The organism is Shinella sp. GW835-FHT14H05, from assembly GCF_058793575.1.
The window spans coordinates 341,147-361,632 of sequence record NZ_JBXAFY010000004.1; the positions used below are offsets into that span (position 1 = coordinate 341,147).

The 20,486-nt window shown below is 64.0% G+C and carries 22 protein-coding genes; 14 read left to right on the forward strand and 8 right to left on the reverse strand.

Going from position 1 to position 20,486, the window contains the following annotated elements; all coding sequences use genetic code 11:
• The 4 genes from AC1Q6Z_RS16295 to deoA are packed head-to-tail and all read left to right on the forward strand — an operon-like array spanning nucleotide 1 to nucleotide 3,284.
• A complete protein-coding gene (locus AC1Q6Z_RS16295; protein WP_492648561.1) occupies nucleotides 1-393 on the forward strand; it encodes a cytidine deaminase in 393 nt (130 codons plus the stop codon).
• Nucleotides 390-1,202, forward strand: a complete 813-nt coding sequence (locus AC1Q6Z_RS16300; RefSeq protein WP_492648562.1) for a purine-nucleoside phosphorylase — start codon at nucleotides 390-392, stop codon at nucleotides 1,200-1,202. Before AC1Q6Z_RS16295 ends, AC1Q6Z_RS16300 begins: the two co-directional genes overlap by 4 nt.
• The gene (gene deoC / locus AC1Q6Z_RS16305) at nucleotides 1,195-1,968 is read left to right on the forward strand and encodes a deoxyribose-phosphate aldolase (RefSeq protein ID WP_492648563.1); all 774 of its coding nucleotides are present in this window, start codon (nucleotides 1,195-1,197) and stop codon (nucleotides 1,966-1,968) included. Before AC1Q6Z_RS16300 ends, deoC begins: the two co-directional genes overlap by 8 nt.
• Nucleotides 1,965-3,284 (forward strand): thymidine phosphorylase, encoded by a 1,320-nt coding sequence (deoA, locus tag AC1Q6Z_RS16310; protein WP_492648625.1) that lies wholly within the window; start codon nucleotides 1,965-1,967, stop codon nucleotides 3,282-3,284. Before deoC ends, deoA begins: the two co-directional genes overlap by 4 nt.
• Here deoA and AC1Q6Z_RS16315 read toward each other — a convergent pair.
• The 7 genes from AC1Q6Z_RS16315 to AC1Q6Z_RS16345 form a co-directional block, all read right to left on the reverse strand.
• Nucleotides 3,274-3,810, reverse strand: a complete 537-nt coding sequence (locus AC1Q6Z_RS16315) for a TIGR02281 family clan AA aspartic protease (RefSeq protein WP_492648564.1) — start codon at nucleotides 3,808-3,810, stop codon at nucleotides 3,274-3,276. The genes deoA and AC1Q6Z_RS16315 overlap by 11 nt on opposite strands.
• A 124-nt stretch (nucleotides 3,811-3,934) precedes the next feature.
• Nucleotides 3,935-4,564, reverse strand: coding sequence for a uracil phosphoribosyltransferase (gene upp / locus AC1Q6Z_RS16320; RefSeq protein WP_256118305.1), 630 nt, complete (start codon nucleotides 4,562-4,564; stop codon nucleotides 3,935-3,937).
• 105 nt (nucleotides 4,565-4,669) lie between these two features.
• Entirely contained in the window at nucleotides 4,670-5,626 is a 957-nt protein-coding gene (locus AC1Q6Z_RS16325; RefSeq protein ID WP_492648626.1) for an adenosine deaminase, read from the reverse strand.
• Between the two features lie 8 nt (nucleotides 5,627-5,634).
• Nucleotides 5,635-6,864 (reverse strand): phosphopentomutase, encoded by a 1,230-nt coding sequence (locus AC1Q6Z_RS16330; protein WP_492648565.1) that lies wholly within the window; start codon nucleotides 6,862-6,864, stop codon nucleotides 5,635-5,637.
• Nucleotides 6,865-6,999: 135 nt separating this feature from the next.
• Nucleotides 7,000-7,566, reverse strand: a complete 567-nt coding sequence (locus tag AC1Q6Z_RS16335; protein WP_492648566.1) for a TadE/TadG family type IV pilus assembly protein — start codon at nucleotides 7,564-7,566, stop codon at nucleotides 7,000-7,002.
• Nucleotides 7,563-8,150, reverse strand: a complete 588-nt coding sequence (locus AC1Q6Z_RS16340) for a TadE/TadG family type IV pilus assembly protein (protein ID WP_439655501.1) — start codon at nucleotides 8,148-8,150, stop codon at nucleotides 7,563-7,565. The genes AC1Q6Z_RS16335 and AC1Q6Z_RS16340 overlap by 4 nt, the downstream gene beginning before the upstream one ends.
• A 123-nt stretch (nucleotides 8,151-8,273) precedes the next feature.
• Complete coding sequence (locus tag AC1Q6Z_RS16345; RefSeq protein WP_439626030.1) at nucleotides 8,274-8,687, reverse strand: pilus assembly protein N-terminal domain-containing protein; 414 nt, start codon at nucleotides 8,685-8,687, stop codon at nucleotides 8,274-8,276.
• A 322-nt stretch (nucleotides 8,688-9,009) separates the two neighbouring features.
• On the opposite strand from AC1Q6Z_RS16345, the gene AC1Q6Z_RS16350 reads away from it, so the two are divergent.
• The 9 genes from AC1Q6Z_RS16350 (at nucleotide 9,010) to AC1Q6Z_RS16390 (ending at nucleotide 18,004) form a co-directional block, all read left to right on the forward strand.
• On the forward strand, nucleotides 9,010-9,198 hold the full coding sequence (locus tag AC1Q6Z_RS16350; RefSeq protein ID WP_492648567.1) for a Flp family type IVb pilin: 189 nt from the start codon (nucleotides 9,010-9,012) through the stop codon (nucleotides 9,196-9,198).
• 119 nt (nucleotides 9,199-9,317) lie between these two features.
• Nucleotides 9,318-9,830 carry an A24 family peptidase gene (locus tag AC1Q6Z_RS16355; protein WP_492648568.1) on the forward strand — a complete coding sequence of 171 codons (513 nt, stop codon included), beginning with the start codon at nucleotides 9,318-9,320 and terminating at the stop codon, nucleotides 9,828-9,830.
• Between the two features lie 184 nt (nucleotides 9,831-10,014).
• On the forward strand, nucleotides 10,015-10,821 hold the full coding sequence (gene cpaB, locus AC1Q6Z_RS16360) for a Flp pilus assembly protein CpaB (RefSeq protein WP_256118312.1): 807 nt from the start codon (nucleotides 10,015-10,017) through the stop codon (nucleotides 10,819-10,821).
• Nucleotides 10,793-12,391, forward strand: coding sequence for a type II and III secretion system protein family protein (locus AC1Q6Z_RS16365; RefSeq protein WP_492648569.1), 1,599 nt, complete (start codon nucleotides 10,793-10,795; stop codon nucleotides 12,389-12,391). Before cpaB ends, AC1Q6Z_RS16365 begins: the two co-directional genes overlap by 29 nt.
• Nucleotides 12,392-12,402: 11 nt before the next feature.
• Nucleotides 12,403-13,113 (forward strand): CpaD family pilus assembly protein, encoded by a 711-nt coding sequence (locus AC1Q6Z_RS16370; RefSeq protein ID WP_435266873.1) that lies wholly within the window; start codon nucleotides 12,403-12,405, stop codon nucleotides 13,111-13,113.
• 72 nt (nucleotides 13,114-13,185) lie between these two features.
• Nucleotides 13,186-14,469 carry a CpaE/TadZ family protein gene (locus AC1Q6Z_RS16375; RefSeq protein ID WP_439615069.1) on the forward strand — a complete coding sequence of 428 codons (1,284 nt, stop codon included), beginning with the start codon at nucleotides 13,186-13,188 and terminating at the stop codon, nucleotides 14,467-14,469.
• Nucleotides 14,470-14,516: 47 nt separating this feature from the next.
• The gene (locus tag AC1Q6Z_RS16380; RefSeq protein WP_439614750.1) at nucleotides 14,517-15,992 is read left to right on the forward strand and encodes a TadA family conjugal transfer-associated ATPase; all 1,476 of its coding nucleotides are present in this window, start codon (nucleotides 14,517-14,519) and stop codon (nucleotides 15,990-15,992) included.
• Nucleotides 15,993-16,001: 9 nt separating this feature from the next.
• Nucleotides 16,002-17,012 (forward strand): type II secretion system F family protein, encoded by a 1,011-nt coding sequence (locus tag AC1Q6Z_RS16385; protein WP_492648570.1) that lies wholly within the window; start codon nucleotides 16,002-16,004, stop codon nucleotides 17,010-17,012.
• Nucleotides 17,013-17,023: 11 nt separating this feature from the next.
• Nucleotides 17,024-18,004: a type II secretion system F family protein gene (locus tag AC1Q6Z_RS16390; RefSeq protein WP_256118316.1), complete on the forward strand. Its 981-nt coding sequence runs from the start codon at nucleotides 17,024-17,026 to the stop codon at nucleotides 18,002-18,004.
• An 82-nt stretch (nucleotides 18,005-18,086) separates the two neighbouring features.
• Here the strand turns inward: AC1Q6Z_RS16390 and AC1Q6Z_RS16395 are convergent, their stop codons facing one another.
• The gene (locus AC1Q6Z_RS16395; RefSeq protein WP_492648571.1) at nucleotides 18,087-18,902 is read right to left on the reverse strand and encodes a tetratricopeptide repeat protein; all 816 of its coding nucleotides are present in this window, start codon (nucleotides 18,900-18,902) and stop codon (nucleotides 18,087-18,089) included.
• 137 nt (nucleotides 18,903-19,039) lie between these two features.
• Here AC1Q6Z_RS16395 and AC1Q6Z_RS16400 point away from each other — a divergent pair, with 137 nt between their 5' ends.
• Nucleotides 19,040-20,431: a leucyl aminopeptidase family protein gene (locus tag AC1Q6Z_RS16400; protein ID WP_492648572.1), complete on the forward strand. Its 1,392-nt coding sequence runs from the start codon at nucleotides 19,040-19,042 to the stop codon at nucleotides 20,429-20,431.
• Nucleotides 20,432-20,486: the final 55 nt, after the last annotated feature.

Here is a 20,486-nt window from a genome sequence, read left to right on the forward strand (position 1 = left end):
ATGTCCCACGACCTCTTCGAGGCGGCGCGCGCGGCGATGGCCTTCGCGCATGCGCCCTATTCCAAATTCCCCGTCGGCGCGGCCATCCGCGCCGAGGACGGCAAGATCTATGCCGGCGCCAATATCGAGAACCTGTCCTTCCCCCAGGGCTGGTGCGCCGAGCCGACCGCGATCAGCCACATGATCATGGCCGGCAACAAGAAGATCGTCGAGATGGCGGTGATTGCGGAAAAACTGCCGCTCTGCCCGCCCTGCGGCGGCTGCCGGCAGAAGATCGCGGAATTCGCGACGGCGAAGACGCCGATCTATCTCTGCGACGAGAACGGCGTGAAGAAGACCATGACCATGGAAGAGCTCCTGCCGCATGGTTTTGCCACGGACGTAATCGGATGAGCGCGCACACGACAGAACTGCTGCGCGCCCGCCTCGGCGGCGTGCTGCCGCGTTATGGCATCGTGCTCGGCTCGGGGCTCGGCTCGCTGGTGGAAGCGGTCGCAAACCCGCTGCACATTCCCTATTCCGACCTGCCGAGTTTTCCGGTCAGTTCCGTCTCCGGCCATGCCGGCGAGATGGTCATCGGCTATCTCGGCGAGGTCCCGGTCATCATGCTGTCCGGCCGCGTGCACTATTATGAACGCGGCGATGCCAATGCCATGCGCACGCCCATCGAAGTGCTGAAGGGGCTTGGCGTCACCTCGCTAATCCTCACCAATTCGGCGGGGTCGCTGCGCGAAGACATGCCGCCCGGCTCGGTCATGCGGATTTCCGATCACATCAATTTTTCGGGCGCGAACCCGCTGATCGGCATCGAGAGCGACGACCGTTTCGTCGGCATGACCAATGCCTATGATGCCGGGCTTGCCGCCCGGATGGAGGCGGCAGCGCAGAAACTCGGCATCCCGCTGTCGAGCGGCGTCTACATGTGGTTCTCCGGCCCGAATTTCGAAACGCCGGCGGAAATCCGCATGGCCCGGGTTTTCGGCGCCGACGCCGTCGGCATGTCGACCGTGCCGGAAGTGCTGATCGCCCGCCATCTCGGCCTCGATGTCGCCGCCGCCTCGGTCATCACCAATTTCGGCGCCGGCATGACGGGTGGCGAACTCAGCCATCACGAAACCAAGGACATGGCCCCGATCGGCGGAAAGCGGCTTGCCGCTATCCTTGCGGAAATGATCGCGGGCGGAGGCAATGAAAATGCATGAGGACGACACCAAGGCGATCGCGCGACAAGCGCTCTCCCTGCTCGACCTGACGGACCTCAACGACGACAGCAATGCGGCGGCCATCGAAAAGCTCTGCGCCCAGGCGCAGACACCCTTCGGCAACACGGCCGCCATCTGCATCTGGCCGCGCTTCGTCGCGCAGGCGCGGGGCATTCTCGGCAAAGGCCATGCGGTGAAGATCGCGACCGTGGTCAACTTCCCCGCCGGAGACCTGGCGGTTGCCGAGGTGATCGCCGAGACGAAGCAGGCAATTGCCGACGGCGCCGACGAGATCGACCTCGTCATCCCCTACCGCGACTTCATTATCGGCGACGAAGCGGCAGTGGTGGAAATGGTGGAAGCCGTGAAAGCGGCCTGCACGCCGCCGATCCTTCTCAAGACAATCCTGGAGACCGGCGCGCTGAAAGACCCGGCGCTGATCCGCGAGGCCTCCGATCTCGCGATTACCGCAGGCGCGGATTTTATCAAGACCTCGACCGGCAAGTTTGCCGTCAACGCCACCCTGCAAGCCGCCGAGATCATGCTGAATGCCATCAAGGCCAGTGGCAAGCCGGTCGGTTTCAAACCGGCGGGCGGCGTGCGCACCGTCGCCGATGCCGGCGACTATCTGGCACTTGCCGCCTCGATCCTCGGCGAAGGCTGGGCAACGCCCGAGACCTTCCGCTTCGGCGCGTCCGGCCTGCTCGGCGATATCCTGGCCACGCTCGGCGGCCAGCCCGCGCCGGCCGCGCCCGCGAGCTACTGAAGATGCTCCCGCAGGAGACGATCCGTCGAAAGCGCAACGGCGAGCCCCTCGCCCCGGAAGACATCGCCCGCTTCATGGCGGGCGTGACGGATGGCAGCGTCTCCGAGGGGCAGGTGGCGGCCTTCGCCATGGCCGTCTGGTTCAACGGGATGGCGCGCGAGGAGACCGTGGCGCTGACGCTCGCCATGCGCGATTCGGGCGACGTGCTCGACTGGTCGGACATAGACCGGCCGATCGCCGACAAACATTCGACCGGCGGCGTCGGCGACAATGTCTCGCTGATGCTGGCGCCGATCGCGGCCGCCTGCGGGCTCGCCGTGCCGATGATCTCCGGCCGCGGCCTCGGCCATACCGGCGGCACGCTCGACAAGCTGGAATCGATCCCCGGCTACACGATCATGCCCTCCGCGGACCTCTTCCGCCGCACGGTGAAGGACGTTGGCTGCGCGATCATCGGCCAGACCGCCGACCTCGCCCCCGCTGACAAGCGCATCTACGCGATCCGCGACGTCACCGCGACGGTCGATTCCGTGCCGCTGATCACCGCATCCATCCTCTCCAAGAAGCTCGCGGCAGGCCTGCAATCGCTGGTGCTCGACGTGAAGGTCGGCAACGGCGCCTTCATGGCGGATGCGGCGGAAGCCGAAACGCTCGCCCGCTCGCTGGTCGCGGTGGCGAACGGCGCGGGCGTCAAGACCTCTGCCCTCATCACCGACATGAACCAGCCGCTGGCGAACGCCGCCGGCAATGCTGTCGAGATCGCCAATTGCATTGCCTTCCTGAAAGGCGAGAAGGCCGGCACGCGGCTGGAGCGCATCGTGCTCGCTTTCGCCGCGGAAATGCTGGTGCTTTCCGGGCTTGAGGCAGATATGACTACGGCCGAAGCGAAGGCAGCTCAGGCACTCGCCGGCGGCGCGGCCGCAGAGATTTTCGGGCGCATGGTGCATGCGCTCGGCGGCCCCGCCGACCTGCTGGAAAAGCCCGAGACTTACCTTTCGGCCGCCCCGATCATCCGCCCGGTCACGACATCGGAAGCCGGCTATCTGGTTTCCTGCGATACGCGCGGCGTCGGGATGGCGGTCATCGAGCTCGGTGGCGGGCGCAGCCGGCCGGACGACACGATCGACCACCGCGTCGGCTTCGATCGGTTGTTACCGCTCGGCACGAAGGTGGAAAAAGGCGACGAGATCGGCCGGGCACACGCCGTAAACGAGACGGATGCCGCGCGCGGCGCCGAGCGACTTGCCGGCCTTTACCGGATCGCACCGCAAGCGCCGGCGACGTCTCCCGATATCCTGACGCGCATCAGCGCGTAAGGTGCAGCCTGCCGTCTTCGACGCGGTAGGAGGAAAGGCCCTTCAGGAAACTCATGCCGATCAGCGTGCCGGAGAGCGCCTTGTCTTCCAGCACCATGGCGCCGATGTTTTCCATGCGCACCGGGCCGATCTCGATCCGGTCGAGGCGGATATAGGCGGCGCGCGCCTTGCCGTTGGCGGTATCGACGGCATAGCGGAAATCGAGGTCGGACCGGGCGATGCCAATGCGCTGCGCCGTCGAGACGTTGATGGCGACCATGCTGGCGCCGGTATCGACCATGCCCTCTTCCTTGCGGCCGTTGAGGGCGAAGAGGCCGGTGAAATGGCCGTTCGGATCCGCATCGATCACCGCGCTGCGATTGCCGGTATAACGCGCCGCGCCCTGCCCCGTCTGCACGGCCGCCGTCTCGACCTTCGCCGCCGGTTTGTCGTCGGTCGATTCGAGATAACGGGTCGCGACGTCAGGCACGAAGGCCGCGGTGACAATCACGGCACCGGTGACAAAAGCGAGGCTGCGGACGGACATGGGCGGGTCTCCGGAAGATCTGTCCCGAAATAACACGCATCCGGCTAACGGACGGCAAAAGGGGCACCCGACGGCGCCCCTCTCCACGATCTTCGTTCGGCTTGGTAAAGCGCCGGTTAACGGCTCACTTCGTCCCGTACATGCGGTCGCCCGCGTCGCCCAGTCCGGGCACGATGTAGCCCTTCTCGTTGAGTTGGCGGTCGATGGAGGCCGTGTAGACCGGCACGTCCGGATGATGCGCGCGAAAGCTCTTGATGCCTTCGGGGGCGGCCAGCAGGCAGAGGAAGCGGATGTTCGTTGCGCCGCGGCTCTTCAGCGTGTCGATGGCGGCGATGGCCGAATTGCCGGTCGCCAGCATCGGATCGACGACGATGACGAGGCGTTCGTCGATGCTGTCGGGCGCCTTGAAAAAATACTCGACCGCTTCGAGCGTCTCATGGTCGCGGTAGACGCCGATATGGGAGACGCGGGCCGAGGGCACCAGCTCCAGCATGCCTTCCAGCAGACCGTTGCCGGCGCGCAGGATGGAGGCGAAGACCAGCTTCTTGCCTTCCAGCACCGGCGCGTCGATCACTTCCAGCGGCGTCTCGATGCGCTGGGTGGTGAGTTCCAGGTCGCGTGTGACTTCGTAGCAGAGCAGCGTGGAGATCTCGCGCAGCAGGCGGCGGAAGCTGCCGGTCGAGGTTTCCTTCTTGCGCATGATGGTCAGCTTGTGCTGCACGAGCGGGTGATCGATGACTGTGACGCCGTCCATGGCCAACCTTCCCAAATTGAGTAAACGCCTCTTTTTCCACGGAACGGCTGAGGGCCGCAAGAGAAGACAGCCGGCCGCGGGCAACATCCCCAGCCGGAACACGCCTCAAAGCTTCGCCAGCAACGCCTGCCGCGTCGGCTCGTCCACAAAGGCCGCCTCAATGGCGGTGCGCGTCATGCCGAGGATTTCTGCCTCGCTGAAGCCCATGATCGTCGCAGCGACCTCGTATTCGCGGGCGAGCGAGGTGTGAAAGAAGGGCGGATCGTCGGAATTGAGCGTGACGCGCACGCCGGCTTCGTGAAGCGCCCGCAGCGGATGGCTATCGAAATCGGGGAAGACATTCAGCGCGACATTCGAGCCTGGGCAGACTTCCAGCACGACGCCCTCATCCGCCAGCCGCTTGACCAGATCCGCATCCTCAATGGCGCGCACGCCATGGCTGATGCGGGCGGGGCGGACATGGTCGAGCGCGTCGCGCACGCTGAAGGCGCCGGAGAGTTCGCCGGCGTGGATGGTGATGCCGAGGCCGGCGTCGCGGGCGATATCGAAGGCGCGGGTGAAATCGGCGACGCGGTGCATGCGCTCCTCGCCGGCCAGATTGAAGCCGGTAATCAGCGGATGCGGCCGGCGCGCGGCATATTCCGCCGCCTTCACCACCCGTTCCGGCCCGAAATGGCGGATACCCACGATGAGGAGACGCGTCTCGATGCCGGTCTTCGCCTTGGCGCGCTCGGCGCCCTCGGCGAGGCCGCGCACATAAGCATCGGCACCGATGCCGACGGCGTCGCCCTGGTCAGGCGAGACGATCAGCTCGCTGTAGATGGCACCTGCTTCGGCGATCTCGGTGAGGTAGGTTTCGGCGAGCAGCGCATAATCCTCCTCGTCCCGAAACAGGTTGGCGGTCGCGTCATAGCTCTGCACGAAGCTGGTGAAATCCTGCCAGGCATAGGCGCCGTCGCGGATGAAGGCGGAGGTGTCGACGCGGTAGCGTTCGGCCTGGGCAAGCGCCAGGGCCGGCGGGGTGGCGCCTTCGATATGGCAGTGCAGCTCCGCCTTGGGCATGGTCTTCGTCACAAAAAGCTCCTTCCGTGCGGACCCGGCGCAATGCCGAGGTGACGGGCAATACTCTCGCCGATATCGGCGAAGGTCGTGCGGGTTTCAAGCAGGCGCGAGCGGATGCCCGGGCCGAAACTCATGATCGGCACGCGCTCGCGCGTATGGTCCGTGCCGCGCCAGGTGGGGTCGCAGCCGTGGTCGGCGGTGAGGATGACGATATCGCCGGGCTTCAGCTTGCGGTCGACCTCTGGCAGGCGGCGATCGAAGGCTTCCAGCGCCGCCGCATAGCCGGCGACGTCGCGGCGGTGGCCGTAGAGCATGTCGAAATCGACGAAATTGGTGAAGACGAGATCGCCGTCCTCCGCCTTGTCCATCACGTCGAGCGTGGCGTCGAGCAGGGCCATGTTGCCGTTCGCCTTGGTGAGCTTGCCGATGCCCTGATGGGCGAAGATATCGCCGATCTTGCCGACGGCGCGCACGGTGCGGCCGGCCTCGCTGAGCCGGTCGAGCAGCGTCGGCTCCGGCGGCAGCACGGAATAGTCGCGGCGGTTGCCGGTGCGCTCGAAGGTCTCCGGCGTCTCGCCGACGAAGGGCCGCGCGATGACTCGGCCGATACGCCCGCCCGGCCGCTCGTCGAGGATTTTTCGCACGGTCTCGCAGAAAGCCAACAGACGGTCGAGGCCGAAATAGCGCTCGTGGGCGGCGACCTGGAAAACGGAGTCGGAGGAGGTGTAGCAGATCGGCCGGCCGGTGCTGGCGTGCTCCCAGCCGTGGCGGGCGATGATATCCGTGCCCGAGGCGTGGCAATTGCCGAGAATGCCCGGCACGTCGCCTGCCGCGCAGATGGCCTTCACAAGCTCCGGTTCAAAGGCATCGCCTTCGGCGGGAAAGTAGCCCCAGTCGAAGGTGACGGGCGTGCCGGCGATCTCCCAATGGCCCGACGGCGTGTCCTTGCCGTTCGAGACCTCGCTTGCCGCCCCATGGAGGCCGAAGACGCGCGGCGGCACGTCCATGCCCGGCGGAAATCGGCCTGTCGCGGCGCGGGCGGCGTGCAGCAGGCCGAGCGCCGACATGTTGGGAAGCTTCAGCGGCCCCTGCCGCAGCCCCGGCCGGTCGGCGACACCCGCCGCGCAGAATTCGGCGATATGGCCGAGCGTATCGGCACCGAGATCGCCGAAGGCCGCCGCATCCGGGCCGCCGCCGATGCCGAAGGAATCGAGAACGAAGAGGAAGGCTCGCGCCATGGAATCACCTGTCGTCTGTCCGTGTCCGCCTTCTGAAGAGCGGATCAACCGCCTTCTAAAGAGCGGATGAACTGACTGACATGACACGGGCGTCATGAAGGGTTCAAGCGAAATCGGCAGGGCGGGCGGGCGCGCTCAGCAGTCGGGGCAGGCGATCGAAGAGCCCTGGCGCAGGCCGAAATAACTCGTCTTGCTGAGCGTGATGTTGTTGAGCTTTGCGGAGAGGTTTGGCGCCATGAGCAAAATCTTGTGCGGTATGCCCAGTTCGGTGCGCACGAAGAATAGGCTCTTGGCGCCTTCTATATGGCTCGGCAGGACCACGGCGGTGCCCTTGACATAGGGTTGCCCTTTGCTCTGGTCCCGCGACCAGGCGACCGTTGCCTTGCCATCCGCATCAATGGTGACGCCGGTGATCTTCAGGGTGTAACCGGTGGCCTGCGGGAAGGGCGCGATCACGCTTGCAGTTACGTCCTTCATCGTGTCCAACACCGCGGCATTGGTCGAACCGTTCTGTGTGACCAAATCGGAAACGGTGCTGGCCGCGCGACTGACCTTGCGCGACAGGGTGAAACCGACGGTGATTTCGAAAGCGCTGACATAGGCCATGATCATCAGCGGGGCGACGATCGCGAATTCGATGGCTCCGACACCACGCCGATCCTCGACGAAACGACGCAGCCTGAGGAGGATGCCGCGCTTCATGGGTAGTCCTCATTCTGCACAACGGCTGTCGCGATCATCAGGTAGTTCTGGCGAGTGCCATCAGCCCCGCGAAAATTGGAGACATAGGGGCGGATGACGTCCGTCACGATATCCCAGCGATAATAAGCGCGTATCAAGTTGATGGAGCGCTTGCCGCCTGGCAAAAACTTGTTGGCCGCATTGAGCTCTGCGATCGTCTTCGGGACGGTTTTCGGAATGTCCGAATAGGTCGCGAAACTTTGCACCTGAATGAACAGTTTGTCCGCTTTTTTGAGCTCGCCGGCCGAGCAGGGCATCAGGATCGAGATTTCGGCGCAGAAGGTCTTGCGGAAGTCCTCCTCGCTCATGGTTGAACGGATTTCGCCGGTCCTGATCTTGCGCGCCATCGTGTCAGTAGCGCCGGCGAGGAGCTGCTCTGCGGAAAAGGCGATGAAGGTCTCAAGCGAGGCGAAGACGATCATGAAGAACGGAAGGCTGAGAATTGCTATTTCCATTGCCGTCGCGCCATCGCGACCGGCAAGGAAACGGCCGAACAGACCCTTCATCGGCCTCCGGCGGGTGGTTGCATCATGATCGAGCGACATCGCGATCCGTTCCCAGATATTGGACACGGCGAGATTAGGTGACAGACCGTTTATATTTCGTGTGTGTGGAGCCGAAGAATTGAACGGTTTCCCGCATTTGGACGCCCGAAGCGGGACGCGCCCTCAGCCGCCCGAATTGGTCCTGGCGACATGCTCCTCACAATTTGGCGTGCAGGAGAGAACGGAGCGGTCGGTCTGGCGGAAGACGCGTACCGTATTGCCTTCGTCGATCGAGACGAGGATGCGCTCGTCGACGATCGCATTACCGTCCGCATCGAGCAGCACGAGGTTGGTGGTTCCGAAGTTTCGGCCGGTGAGTACGATGGTTTGCGCATCCGCTACCGTCGCGTCGGCGACGTCGGCGTTGCCGATGATCACCTTGCTGACCGGGCGGTCGAGCTTGAGCACGCGAGCATGATCCATGTAGACACGCATCAACGGCTCTTCGGCAAGCGCCGGCGCGGCCGTCGACACGATAACAATGGCGGCTGTCGCAAGCTTTGCGGCTGCTACGGCGAAGGTCCAGTCGCGTCCCATAAACATTCATCCCGGTAAGAAAACAGGGATAGCATCGCCGTGAATGGTGAACGAAGGTTTAAACCGGTCGCTAGGCTTGTCGATTTATGAATCCGCCCGGCAAACCGGATCTGCGTCCAACCGGCGGATCGTTCTAGGGAATCCGCGCGCGTAAGGGGATTTAACCAATTGGTCACCCTATTTCCCGCAGGCAGGCGCTAACCTATTGTTAACCCATTTCTTTAAGCCGATGGAAATGGCCGACCTGTAGGTTGCAATCATCCGAACAACGGAAACAGTTGGCGGACGTGCTGAACCAACATCGTGGAGCTAGGAGAATACCATGACCAAGATTTTCGCTCGCCTTATGAAGGACGAATCGGGCGCAACTGCTATCGAGTACGGCCTGATCGCTGCCCTGATTTCCGTTGCTCTCATCACCGGCGCTACCGCGCTGGGCAACTCGCTCAACTCCACCTTCAGCAAGCTGGGTGGCAAGCTGACGAACGCCGTGGACAAGACCGCGCCGTAAGCTGAAGCGGCTTCATTGCGCTTATCTGGAAAGCCGCCTCCAAAAGGCGGCTTTCCGTTTTCCAGACGTTATCCTTTCCGAAACGGATCCAGCGTATTCTTCGCCAAAAGGAGAGCAGCGTGACCCAGGCCATCATCTTCGTGGTATTTCCGCTCTGCCTTGCGCTCGCGGCCGTTTCCGATTTCCTGACAATGCTTATCCCCAACAGGGCTTCGGCGATCCTGCTTGCCGCCTTCATCATCGTTGCGCCGCTGGCAGGCCTCGGACTGACGGACATCGCGATGCATCTGGCCGCCGGCCTTGTTGTCTTTGCCGTTTGCTTCACGCTGTTCGCCTTCAACGTTATGGGTGGCGGCGATGCGAAGCTTCTGACGGCGAGTGCCGTGTGGTTCGGCCTGACCTTCTCGCTTGTCGAATACCTGATCTACGTTTCCATCTTCGGCGGGTTCCTCACTTTCGCGATCCTGGCATTGCGTTCGAACACGAACCTGATCCTGGCCACCGGCCTGCCCATTCCCAACCATCTCCTCAAGGCGACGAAAGTCCCCTACGGCATCGCGATCGGGATTGGTGCGTTCGCCGCTTATCCGACGTCGCCGTTGATGCTTGCCGCCCTCGGCAGCGCCGGCTGATAGCTCTACCTTTCCATAGGGAACATGCGCCACCCCGGGTTGAAACGCCCGGGGCGAAGCCGTTCCGGCGGATGGCGGCGTCAACCCGTCGTTAACCATAGCCGTAAGGCAGCTATTAACCATAATTATACCATTGCCGGTCAATGTGGGCGGATAGAACTGTCCGCAGCCCCAGGGAATCCACATGAGACCGGCGCGAATCATCATTCTGGCAGTGGCCGTCGTTTCGGCCGGCGTCGCAGGCCTCCTGGCCTTGCAGATCGCCGGCGGCGGCACGCCCGCCCTGCCCGAGGCCGTCGTCGAGCGCGAGCCGACGATCAACGTGCTTGTGGCCAAGGAAAGCCTGCCGGTCGGCGCGCGCCTTAATCCGGAAATACTCGCGTGGACGGCATGGCCGGAAAGCTCGGTGGTCGAAGGATTCATTACCGACCAGAACCGGCCCGACGCGATGGAGACGCTCAACGGTGCGGTGGTGCGCCTGCCGGTGTTCAATGGTGAACCGATCCGCCAGGAGAAGATCGCCGATTCAAGCAATCGCATCATGTCGTCGCTGCTTCCCTCCGGTAAGCGCGCCGTCGCAACAGAAATTTCTGTGGCAACGGGTGCAGGCGGTTTCATCCTGCCGAACGACCGCGTCGACGTGATCATGGTGCGCAAAAGCGCAGAAGGTTCGTACATCACCGAGACCGTGCTGGCGAACGTGCGCGTGCTTGCCATCGACCAGCAGATCCAGGAAAACGAGGACGGCTCGAAGGCCGCCATCGGCACCACCGCTACACTCGAACTCACCCCCGACCAGACCAAGGTGATTGCCGTCGCCCAGCAGATGGCCGAGCGCCTGTCGCTGGCGCTGCGCAGCGTGGCGGACGCCCAGGAGCCCGATACGGGTGCGGCCGACTACCTGCTCAGCGGCGGCGACGGCATGCCGATCATCCAGGTGATCAAGACCGGTGAAATCGTCAATGGCGGTTCGCCCGCGACACAGAAGTGACCAGGAGCTGACCGTGTTTGGAATCGCAAAAACTTTTCGAGCTTCCGTCGCGGGTGGACTGAGTTTCTGCCTGGCGTTTTCCGGCATGCCGGGCCTCGAGGGCGCGGGCGTCGCGACCGCGCAAGCATCCACCGCGTCGGTCATCCGCATTACCAGCAGCGGCCCCGGTGCCCGCAAGTCTGTAAAGCTTGGCCTTAACAAGGCAATCGTCGTCGATCTGCCGACCGACGCGCACGACATCCTTGTCGCGGATCCAGTCAAGGCTGACGCCGTCACCCGCACGTCGCGCCGCATCTATCTCTTCGGCAAGGAAGTCGGCCAGACCAACATTTTCATCTTTGGGCCGGGTGGCGAGGAGATCGTCAGCATCGACCTGAATGTCGAGCGCGACATCGACGGCCTGCAAGCGAACCTGCGCCGCTTCATCCCCGACTCCGACATCGAAGTCGAGATCATCTCGGACAATATCGTGCTGAACGGCACGGTGCGCACGCCACAGGATGCCGCCCAGGCGACGCGTCTTGCGGAAATCTTCCTGAAAGGCGGCGAGGCCACGACCCGCACGATCGTCTCCCAGGGCAACAACGGCGATTCCGCGATCTTCGGCGAAGCGCGCCGCAGCTCGCAGGTCGTCAACATGCTGAAGATCGATGGCGAGGACCAGGTCACGCTGAAGATCACCGTGGCGGAAGTCAGCCGCCAGGTGCTGAAGCAGCTTGGTTTCAGCGGTTCCATCGGGGGATCGAACGGCGGCATATCGTTCCGCAATCCAACGAATCTTGCCGGCGCAGCGGACTGGCTGGCCAATGGTGCCGCCAACGGGACGCTCGGTGGCCTGTCGCTTGCCGGCAGCATGAACGCCATGGAACAGGCCGGCGTCATGCGCACGCTCGCCGAACCGAGCCTCACCGCCATTTCCGGCGAAGAAGCGAGGTTTTATGTCGGCGGCGATTTCCGCCTTCCCACCGAGCAAACGATCGGGGAAGGTGAGGATGGCAAAGGCCCGACGATCAGCCGCACGCTCTCGGAGGTCGAATACGGTATTCGGTTGAACTTCCGTCCCGTTGTACTGTCACCCGGCCGCATTAGCTTGCGGATCGAAACCGAGGTCTCGGAGCCGACCTTTGAAGGCTCTTCTGCCTTTGGAGGGACTATCGATTCTGGTGGAAACGGCATTCCCGGCATGAACGTGCTCGGCATCCGCCGCCGCGAGGCTTCCACCAGCGTCGAGCTGCCGTCGGGCGGCTCCATCGTCATCGCCGGCCTCGTCAAGGACGATATCCGCCAGGCGGTGTCGGGTCTGCCGGGCCTCTCGAAGATCCCGATCTTCGGCACCCTGTTCCGCTCGAAGGATTTCGTGCGTAACGAGACGGAAATGGTCATCATCGCGACGCCTTATCTCGTGCGGCCTGTCGCACGCACCGCGCTCTCGCGTCCGGATGACAATTTCAACGCCACTAACGACGCGGCAAGCTTCTTCCTCGGCAAGGTGAACAAGATCTACGGTCGCAAGGAAGAGGCGATGCCCTCGGGCAACTACCACGGCTCCATCGGCTTCATCTACAAGTGACGGGACGGAAGATGCGCGACAACAATAGCCAGATCCGACTTCCCGCAAGGAACCGCACCATGCACAAGCCGATGCGCGCTGCGCTTGCAGCGACCCTCATTCTCTCGGCCGCGGCCCTTTCCGGCTGCGGTGCGCGCCCGGACCGGTCCACGACGGGGTCGATCCCGGACGACTACCGCACGCGCCATCCGATCGTGCTGTCTGAGACCGCGCAGACCATGGACATTCCGATCGCCACCGGCGACCGGGCGCTGACGGTTGCCATGCGTGACAACATCCGCGGTTTCGCCGCCGACCATCTCGCCAAGTCGCGCAGCGCCGTGCAGATCATGCTGCCGGCCGGATCGGCTAACGCGGCCACGGCCGACCACTTGCGCAAGGATATCCGCGCGACCCTCGTCGGCGCCGGCTTGAAACGCGACCAGCTGATCGAGACGCGTTACGATGCAAGCGGCTACGGATCGTCCGCGCCAATCCGCCTCGCCTTCTTCGCCATCACGGCCAAGGCTGGCCCCTGCGGTGAATGGCCGGAAGATCTCGTCGTTAACACGATGGAAAACCGCAACTACCACAATTTCGGCTGCGCCTCGCAAGCCAACCTTGCCGCCCAGATCGCGAACCCGATGGATCTTCTCCAGCCGCGCGGCATGACCCCGATCGACGCCGAGCAGCGCTACGTGGTCATCCAGGACTATCGCGCCGGAGAAAGCAGCGCGGACTAACGACGGTGGAACGGCCACCGACAAGAGACAACCATTCATCCGGTCAACCGGACACCAGGAACGGGCATGACGATGAACCCAGCAGATTACACCATTGAGCACGCCGCAGGCGCCGAGGCCGAAGAGACGGTCCGGCCCTCCGAACTCGAGGCCGTGCGGTCGCTGCCGCGCATCTCGGTGCACGCCTTCTGCGAAAGCGAGGCGATGCTGCGCACCATGGAGCGCTGCGCCCAGGACCGGCGCCTCTCCAAGGTGAGCCTGCGCGTCTCCAGCGCCAGCATCGCGGCCGCCGCCAACATGTTCGCCTCCGCGCCGACGCCGAACCTGCTGATCCTCGAAACATCGACCGAGCCGCGCGGCATCATGGACGAGCTTGCGCCGCTCGCCGAGGTCTGCGACCCGAGCACCAAGGTCATCATCGTCGGCAACTACAACGACATCCCGCTCTATCGCGACCTTATTCGCAACGGCATTTCCGAATATATGGTCGGCCCCGTCGGCATGGCTGATATCCTGAACGCCATGTCGGCGATCTTCGTCGATCCCGATTCCGAGCCGCTCGGCCGCACGATCGCCTTCATCGGCGCCAAGGGCGGCTCCGGCTCCTCGACGATCGCCCACAATTGCGCCTTCGACATTTCCAGCCTATTCCAGACGGAAGTCATCCTCGCCGACCTCGACCTTCCCTACGGCACCGCCAATATCGACTTCGACCAGGATCCCCCGCAGGGCATTTCCGAGGCGATCTATGCGCCGGACCGGCTCGACGAGGTGTTCCTCGACCGCCTGCTGACCAAGTGCTCGGAGCGCCTGTCGCTGCTCGCGGCCCCGTCCATGCTGGACCGTGCCTACGATCTCGAACGCGGCTCCTTCCAGCCGATCATCGAAGTGTTGCAGCGCAGCGCCCCGGTGACCATCCTCGACGTGCCGCATGCCTGGTCGGAATGGACCCGCACGCTGCTGTCGGAGGTCGACGAGCTGATCATCACCGCCGTGCCGGACCTTGCGAACCTGCGCAACGCGAAGAACATGCTCGACGCCTTGAAGAAGCTCAGGCCGAACGACAAGCCACCCCACCTGATCCTCAATCAGGTCGGCCTGCCGAAACGCCCGGAAATCGCCCCCGCCGACTTTTGCGAGCCGCTCGGCATGCAGCCGATCGCGATCATCCCCTTCGACGCGCAGCTTTTCGGCACGGCCTCCAACAGCGGCCGCATGATCGCCGAGATGGATCGCAAATCGCCGACGGCGGAAACCTTCTCGCAGATCGCCCATATCGTGACGGGCCGCGCGACGATCAAAAAACCCAAGAAGGCCGGCCTCGGCAAGATGCTCGGCCTGCTCGGCCGCAAGTAAGCCAAGGCAGGCCCTGCGGGGCGGCGCAACAGACTGGATGAAGTGGCATGTTCGGCAGACGCGGCAATGAAGGTACAGGCAAGAGCGGCACGGCGGCCCAGACGACCCATGCCGTCCCGGCTTCCGCCACGACCATGACGGCGGAGCGTCCGGTCACGGCCGCCCCCCAGCCTGTCTTCGAGCCGGCCCCGCCGCCGGTCATGGCACCCGCGCCGGCCGCAACGGGACGCCGCCGCACGCCGCGCACGGAAGATTATTACGACACGAAGAGCCAGGTCTTCTCCGCGCTCATCGACACGATCGACCTGTCGCAGCTCGCCAAGCTCGATACCGAGAGCGCGCGCGAAGAAATCCGCGATATCGTCAACGACATCATCACGATCAAGAACTTCGCGATGTCGATCTCCGAGCAGGAAGAACTGCTCGACGACATCTGCAACGACGTTCTCGGCTATGGCCCGCTGGAGCCGCTGCTCGCACGCGACGACATCGCCGACATCATGGTGAACGGTGCGGGCAAGACCTATATCGAAGTGGGCGGCAAGGTGCAGGAATCGGAAATCCGCTTCCGCGACAACGCCCAGCTGCTGTCGATCTGCCAGCGCATCGTCAGCCAGGTCGGCCGCCGCGTCGACGAATCGAGCCCGATTTGCGACGCGCGCCTGCCGGACGGCTCGCGCGTCAACGTCATCGCCCCGCCGCTTGCGATCGACGGCACCGCGCTCACCATCCGTAAGTTCAAGAAGGACAAGCTGACGCTCGACCAGCTGGTCAAATTCGGCTCGATCACGCCCGAGGGCGCGGCGCTCCTCCAGATTATCGGCCGGGTGCGCTGCAACCTCGTCATCTCCGGCGGCACGGGCTCGGGCAAGACGACGCTGCTCAACTGCCTGACGAACTATATCGACCGGGACGAGCGCGTCATCACCTGCGAAGACTCGGCCGAACTCCAGCTCCAGCAGCCGCATGTCGTGCGCCTCGAAACCCGCCCGCCGAACATCGAAGGCGAAGGCGAGATCACCATGCGCGATCTCATCAAGAACTGCCTGCGTATGCGGCCCGAACGCATCATCGTCGGCGAAGTGCGCGGACCCGAGGTCTTCGACCTCTTGCAGGCGATGAACACCGGCCACGACGGCTCGATGGGCACGATCCACGCCAACACGCCGCGCGAATGCCTGAGCCGTATGGAATCGATGATCGCCATGGGCGGCTACACGCTGCCCGCCAAGACCGTGCGCGAAATCATCGCCGGCTCGATCGACGTCATCATCCAGGCCTCGCGCCTGCGCGACGGCTCGCGCCGCATCACCCACATCACCGAGGTGGTGGGCATGGAAGGCGACGTCATCGTCACGCAGGACCTGATGCGCTTCGAGATGCAGGGCGAAGATGCCAACGGCCGCATTATCGGCAAACATACGGGCACGGGCATCGGCAAGCCGCATTTCTGGGACCGCGCCCGCTACTTCAACGAGGACAAGCGCCTGGCGGCAACGCTCGACGCGATGGAAAAGCCGTAAGGGGCGCCGATGTTCGGACTGGATATCACCATCGTGGCGATCTTCGCGCTGGCGGCGCTCTCCACCGCCGGCCTCGCCTATGGCCTGCTCTTCTCGCGCATCGAAACCGAGCGGAAGACGGAAAACCGCGTGCGCCGGGTGCAGGCGGCAGAGACGGACCAGGGCAAGGCCAAGGCGTCCCGCGACCGCTTGCAGGAACTGTCCAAGCGCCGCAAGTCGGTGCAGGATTCGCTGAAGGACCTGGAAAAGAAACAGCAAGAGCAGACCAAGCGCGTTGCGGCCACGCTCAAGGCGAAGCTGGTGCAGGCCGGGCTTTCGATCACCATCTCGCAATTCTACATGATCAGCGCCGCCTTCGGCCTTTTCGTTTTCCTGCTCGTCCTCCTCGCCGGCTCCGGCCTCATCGTCAGCTTCGGCGCCGCCTTCATCGGCTCAGCCGGCCTGCCGCGCTGGATCGTCGGCTTCCTCGTCAAGCGGCGGCTGAATAAGTTCCTTGAGGAGTTCCCGAACTCGCTCGACGTGATGACGCGCTCGATCAAATCCGGCCTGCCGCTGACGGATGCGTTACGTCTGATCGCCTCAGAGGGCCAGGAGCCGGTGCGCACGGAATTCCGCCGGCTCGTCGAAGCCCAGCAGGTCGGCCTTAACGTGCCGGAAGCCTGCGCGCGCATGTTCACCAACATTCCGTTGCAGGAAGTCAACTTCTTCGCCATCGTCATCGCGATCCAGAGCCAGGCCGGCGGCAACCTCTCCGAAGCGCTCGGCAACCTGTCGCGCGTCCTGCGCGAGCGGCGCAAGATGAAGGCCAAGGTCAATGCGCTGTCGATGGAAGCCAAGGCATCCGCTGCCATCATTGGCGCGCTGCCGTTCATCGTCGCCTTCCTCGTCTATCTGACCTCGCCCGACTACATCATGATCCTGTTCCAGGATTCGCGCGGCCACCTCATTCTCGGCGTCTCCGGCGTCTGGATGTCCATCGGCATCCTCGTGATGCGCAACATGATCAACTTCGACATCTAGGGGCCAGGGTCATGTCCATCGTCGAAACTCTTACCGACCCGAACGTCCTGCTGCCAGCCTTTGTGATGATCGCGGTGCTGGCCACCTTCTATACGCTCGCCGTGCCCTATCTCGACCGCGGCGACCTCGACAAGCGCATGAAGTCGGTGGCGCTGGAGCGCGAGCAGATGCGGGCGCGCGAACGTGCCCGCATGAACGCGGACTCCCCGCAGAACAAGGCATCGCTGCGCGCGCAGCACAACACCTCCGTTCGCAACGTCGTCGACCGGCTGAATCTTCGCGAAGCGCTGGTCGATGCCAACACGATGAACCGGCTGCGCCAGGCCGGCTACCGCTCGCAGAACGCGCTCAACATCTTCCTCTTCGCCCGTTTCGTGCTGCCGTTCGTCTTTGGCGCGCTCGGCGCCTTCTACATTTTCTATCTTGGTTATCTCGGCGACAAACCGCTGCCGATGCGCATTCTGGCAACGATCGTCATCGCCTATATCGGCTTTTACATGCCGAACATCGTCATCTCCAACAAAGTGACGAAGCGGCAGAAATCGATCCGGCGCGCCTGGCCGGATGCACTCGACCTCATGCTGATCTGCGTCGAATCCGGTATTTCCATCGAGGTCGCCTTCAAGCGCGTGGCCGATGAAATCGCCATGGCCTCGCCGGAGCTTGCCGAGGAACTGGTGCTGACCACGGCGGAACTTTCCTTCCTCCAGGAGCGCCGCGCGGCTTACGAAAACCTCGGCATGCGAACGGGCCTCGACACCGTGAAATCGGTGACGCAGGCCCTCATCCAGGCCGAGCGCTACGGCACGCCGCTCGCCCAGGCGCTGCGCGTTCTCGCCCAGGAATGCCGCGACCAGCGCATGAACGAGGCGGAAAAGAAGGCCGCCGCCCTGCCGCCGAAGCTGACCGTGCCGATGATCCTGTTCTTCCTGCCGGTGCTGATCGCCGTCATCCTCGGCCCCGCCGGCATCCAGGTCGCCGACCGCTTCTAAGCACAAAATCCAGACACGATAAAAAACGCCCCGGTCGAAAGGTTCGGCCGGGGCGGAGTCGTCCTTGGGAGGGAGGCTCTGGTTAGTTGGTATTGCCGCTGTCGTCGGAGGCGAGTTTTTTCCAGGCGTTCTGCTGGGTCAGCATGGAGCGGAGATAGGCGACGTTCGCCTCGGCCTGCTCGGAGGTCAGCTCGCGCCGGGCGATGTTTTCCGCCTCCTGGAAGCGGCCCTGGAGGCCGACGGCGAGGGCCAGGTTCTGGCGCACGCTGCTGTCGGCGCCGGGCTGCGAGGCCGCGGAATGCAGATAGGTCTCGGCGGTCTTCAGGTCCTTTGCCAAGAGGTAGGACATGCCGAGATTGGACAGTACCGAGGGCTCGTTCGGATTGAGATCGAGCGCCTCGCGGTAACGCTGGCGGGCGTCGCCGGCGCGGCCGAGCTGGTCGAGGATCGCGCCTTCCGCCGATTTCAGTTTCCAGTCCGGCCGGTCCGGTGTCTGGGCACGCATGATGGTGTTCAGCGCCTGTTCGAGCTGGCCGGCCGCGGCCTGCGCCTTGCCGTAGGCGGCGAGCACCTCGCGGTCGTTGGGATTGCTGATGGCGACCTGCTGCATGACCGCGAGCGCCTGGTCGTTGCGCCCATTCATGCGCAGCACATTGGCGTAGTTCATGCCGACGGTGCGGTCCTTCGGGTTCTTCTCGTAGGCACGGCCGTAGCTGTCGGCCGCGCCGCGCAGTTCCGTCGTGTTCATCTCGGAAACCGGCTTCGACATTTTCGGAATGGAGCCGGTGGTGAGGTTGCTCTTGCCCGCGCAGCCGGCCACCCCGATGGCGATGGTCAGAAGTGCGGCACCCTTGAGGAGCCCCGAATAGAAGGATGAACGCGTGAGGCAAGCGGCCATGATTAAGTCCCCGAAGCGATTTCCGCATGTCGCGGCGGTTAAGGAATCACGCCGCAATCTTCGCTCCAGCAATAATCTGTTAACCCTAACAGAGTGTTAATTGGCCGATTCTCTCGGCTCTCTTCAAAGGTTCCGCCATGGCCCCCTTCCAGTTCATCGACCGGCCCTCTCCCTTCAACACGAAGAACGGAAAGACCCTGCCGATCTTTGCGATCACCCCGGCCCATATCGAGACCGGAACGATCGACCCGATCGCGCTCGACTGGGCGAAGAAGGCCGGCTTCAAGGCGGAATCGGGCGCGCTCCTGATGGTGCCGACCGCCGACGGGCATCTCGGCGGCGCCCTGTTCGGCCTCGGCCGCAATCCCTCCGACGCGCCGTTCCTGACGGGCAAGCTCGCCCGCGCGCTTCCCGCCGGCGACTGGCACATCGAGACCGCGCCGCTGACGGCCAATCGCCTGGCGCTCGGCTACGGCCTCGGCAGCTACCGCTTCGAGCGCTACAAGGCCTCCGCCTCCGAAGCGCCCACCCTGCTCATCCCGAGCGACGCCGACGCCACCGACATCAAGCGCCAGCTCGCCGGTGTCTTCCTCGCCCGCGACCTCATCAACACCCCCACCAACGATATGGGGCCGGACGCGATGGAGGACGTCTTCCGGGCGCTTGGTGCGCATTACAAGGCGAAGGTCTCGGTCATCACGGGCGAGGACCTGCTGAAGGAAAACTTCCCGCTCATCCACACCGTCGGCCGCGCCTCAGCGCAGGCACCGCGGCTCCTCGAACTGCGCTGGGGCAAGAAGGGCCACAAGCGCGTGACGCTGGTGGGCAAGGGCGTGTGCTTCGATACCGGCGGCCTGGACATCAAGCCGGCCTCCTCCATGCTCCTGATGAAGAAGGACATGGGCGGCGCGGCCAATGTCATGGGCCTCGCGCTGATGATCATGGACGCCAAGCTGAAGGTGGACCTGCGCGTGCTGCTGCCGGTCGTCGAAAACTCGATCTCGGCCAATGCCTTCCGCCCCGGCGACATCTACAGGAGCCGAAAGGGCCTGACCGTGCAGATCGACAATACCGACGCCGAGGGCCGACTGATCCTCGCCGACGCGCTCGCCTATGCAGACGAGGAGGAGGCCGACCTCGTCATCGACATGGCGACGCTGACAGGGGCTGCCCGCGTGGCGCTCGGCCCGGACCTCCCGCCCTTCTTCACCGATGATGGCGACCTTGCCCACGATCTCACCGAAGCGAGCCTGACCGTCGACGACCCGATGTGGCGCATGCCGCTCTACATGGGCTACGACAAGGACGTTTCCGCCCGCATCGCAGACCTCACCAATGCCCCTTCGGGCGGCATGGCGGGCTCGATCACCGCGGCGCTGTTCCTGAAGCGCTTCGTCACCCGCAACAAGCGCTGGGCGCATTTCGACATCTACGGCTGGGCGCAGGCCGAGCGGCCGCATTCGCCCGTTGGCGGCGAGGCGCAGGCGATCCGCGCGCTCTACCACCACCTGCGCAAGGCGACCGCTTGAGAGGAAGACTTTCCTTCGGGGGAACGATACGGTAGCGTAACGAAAATCCGCTCGC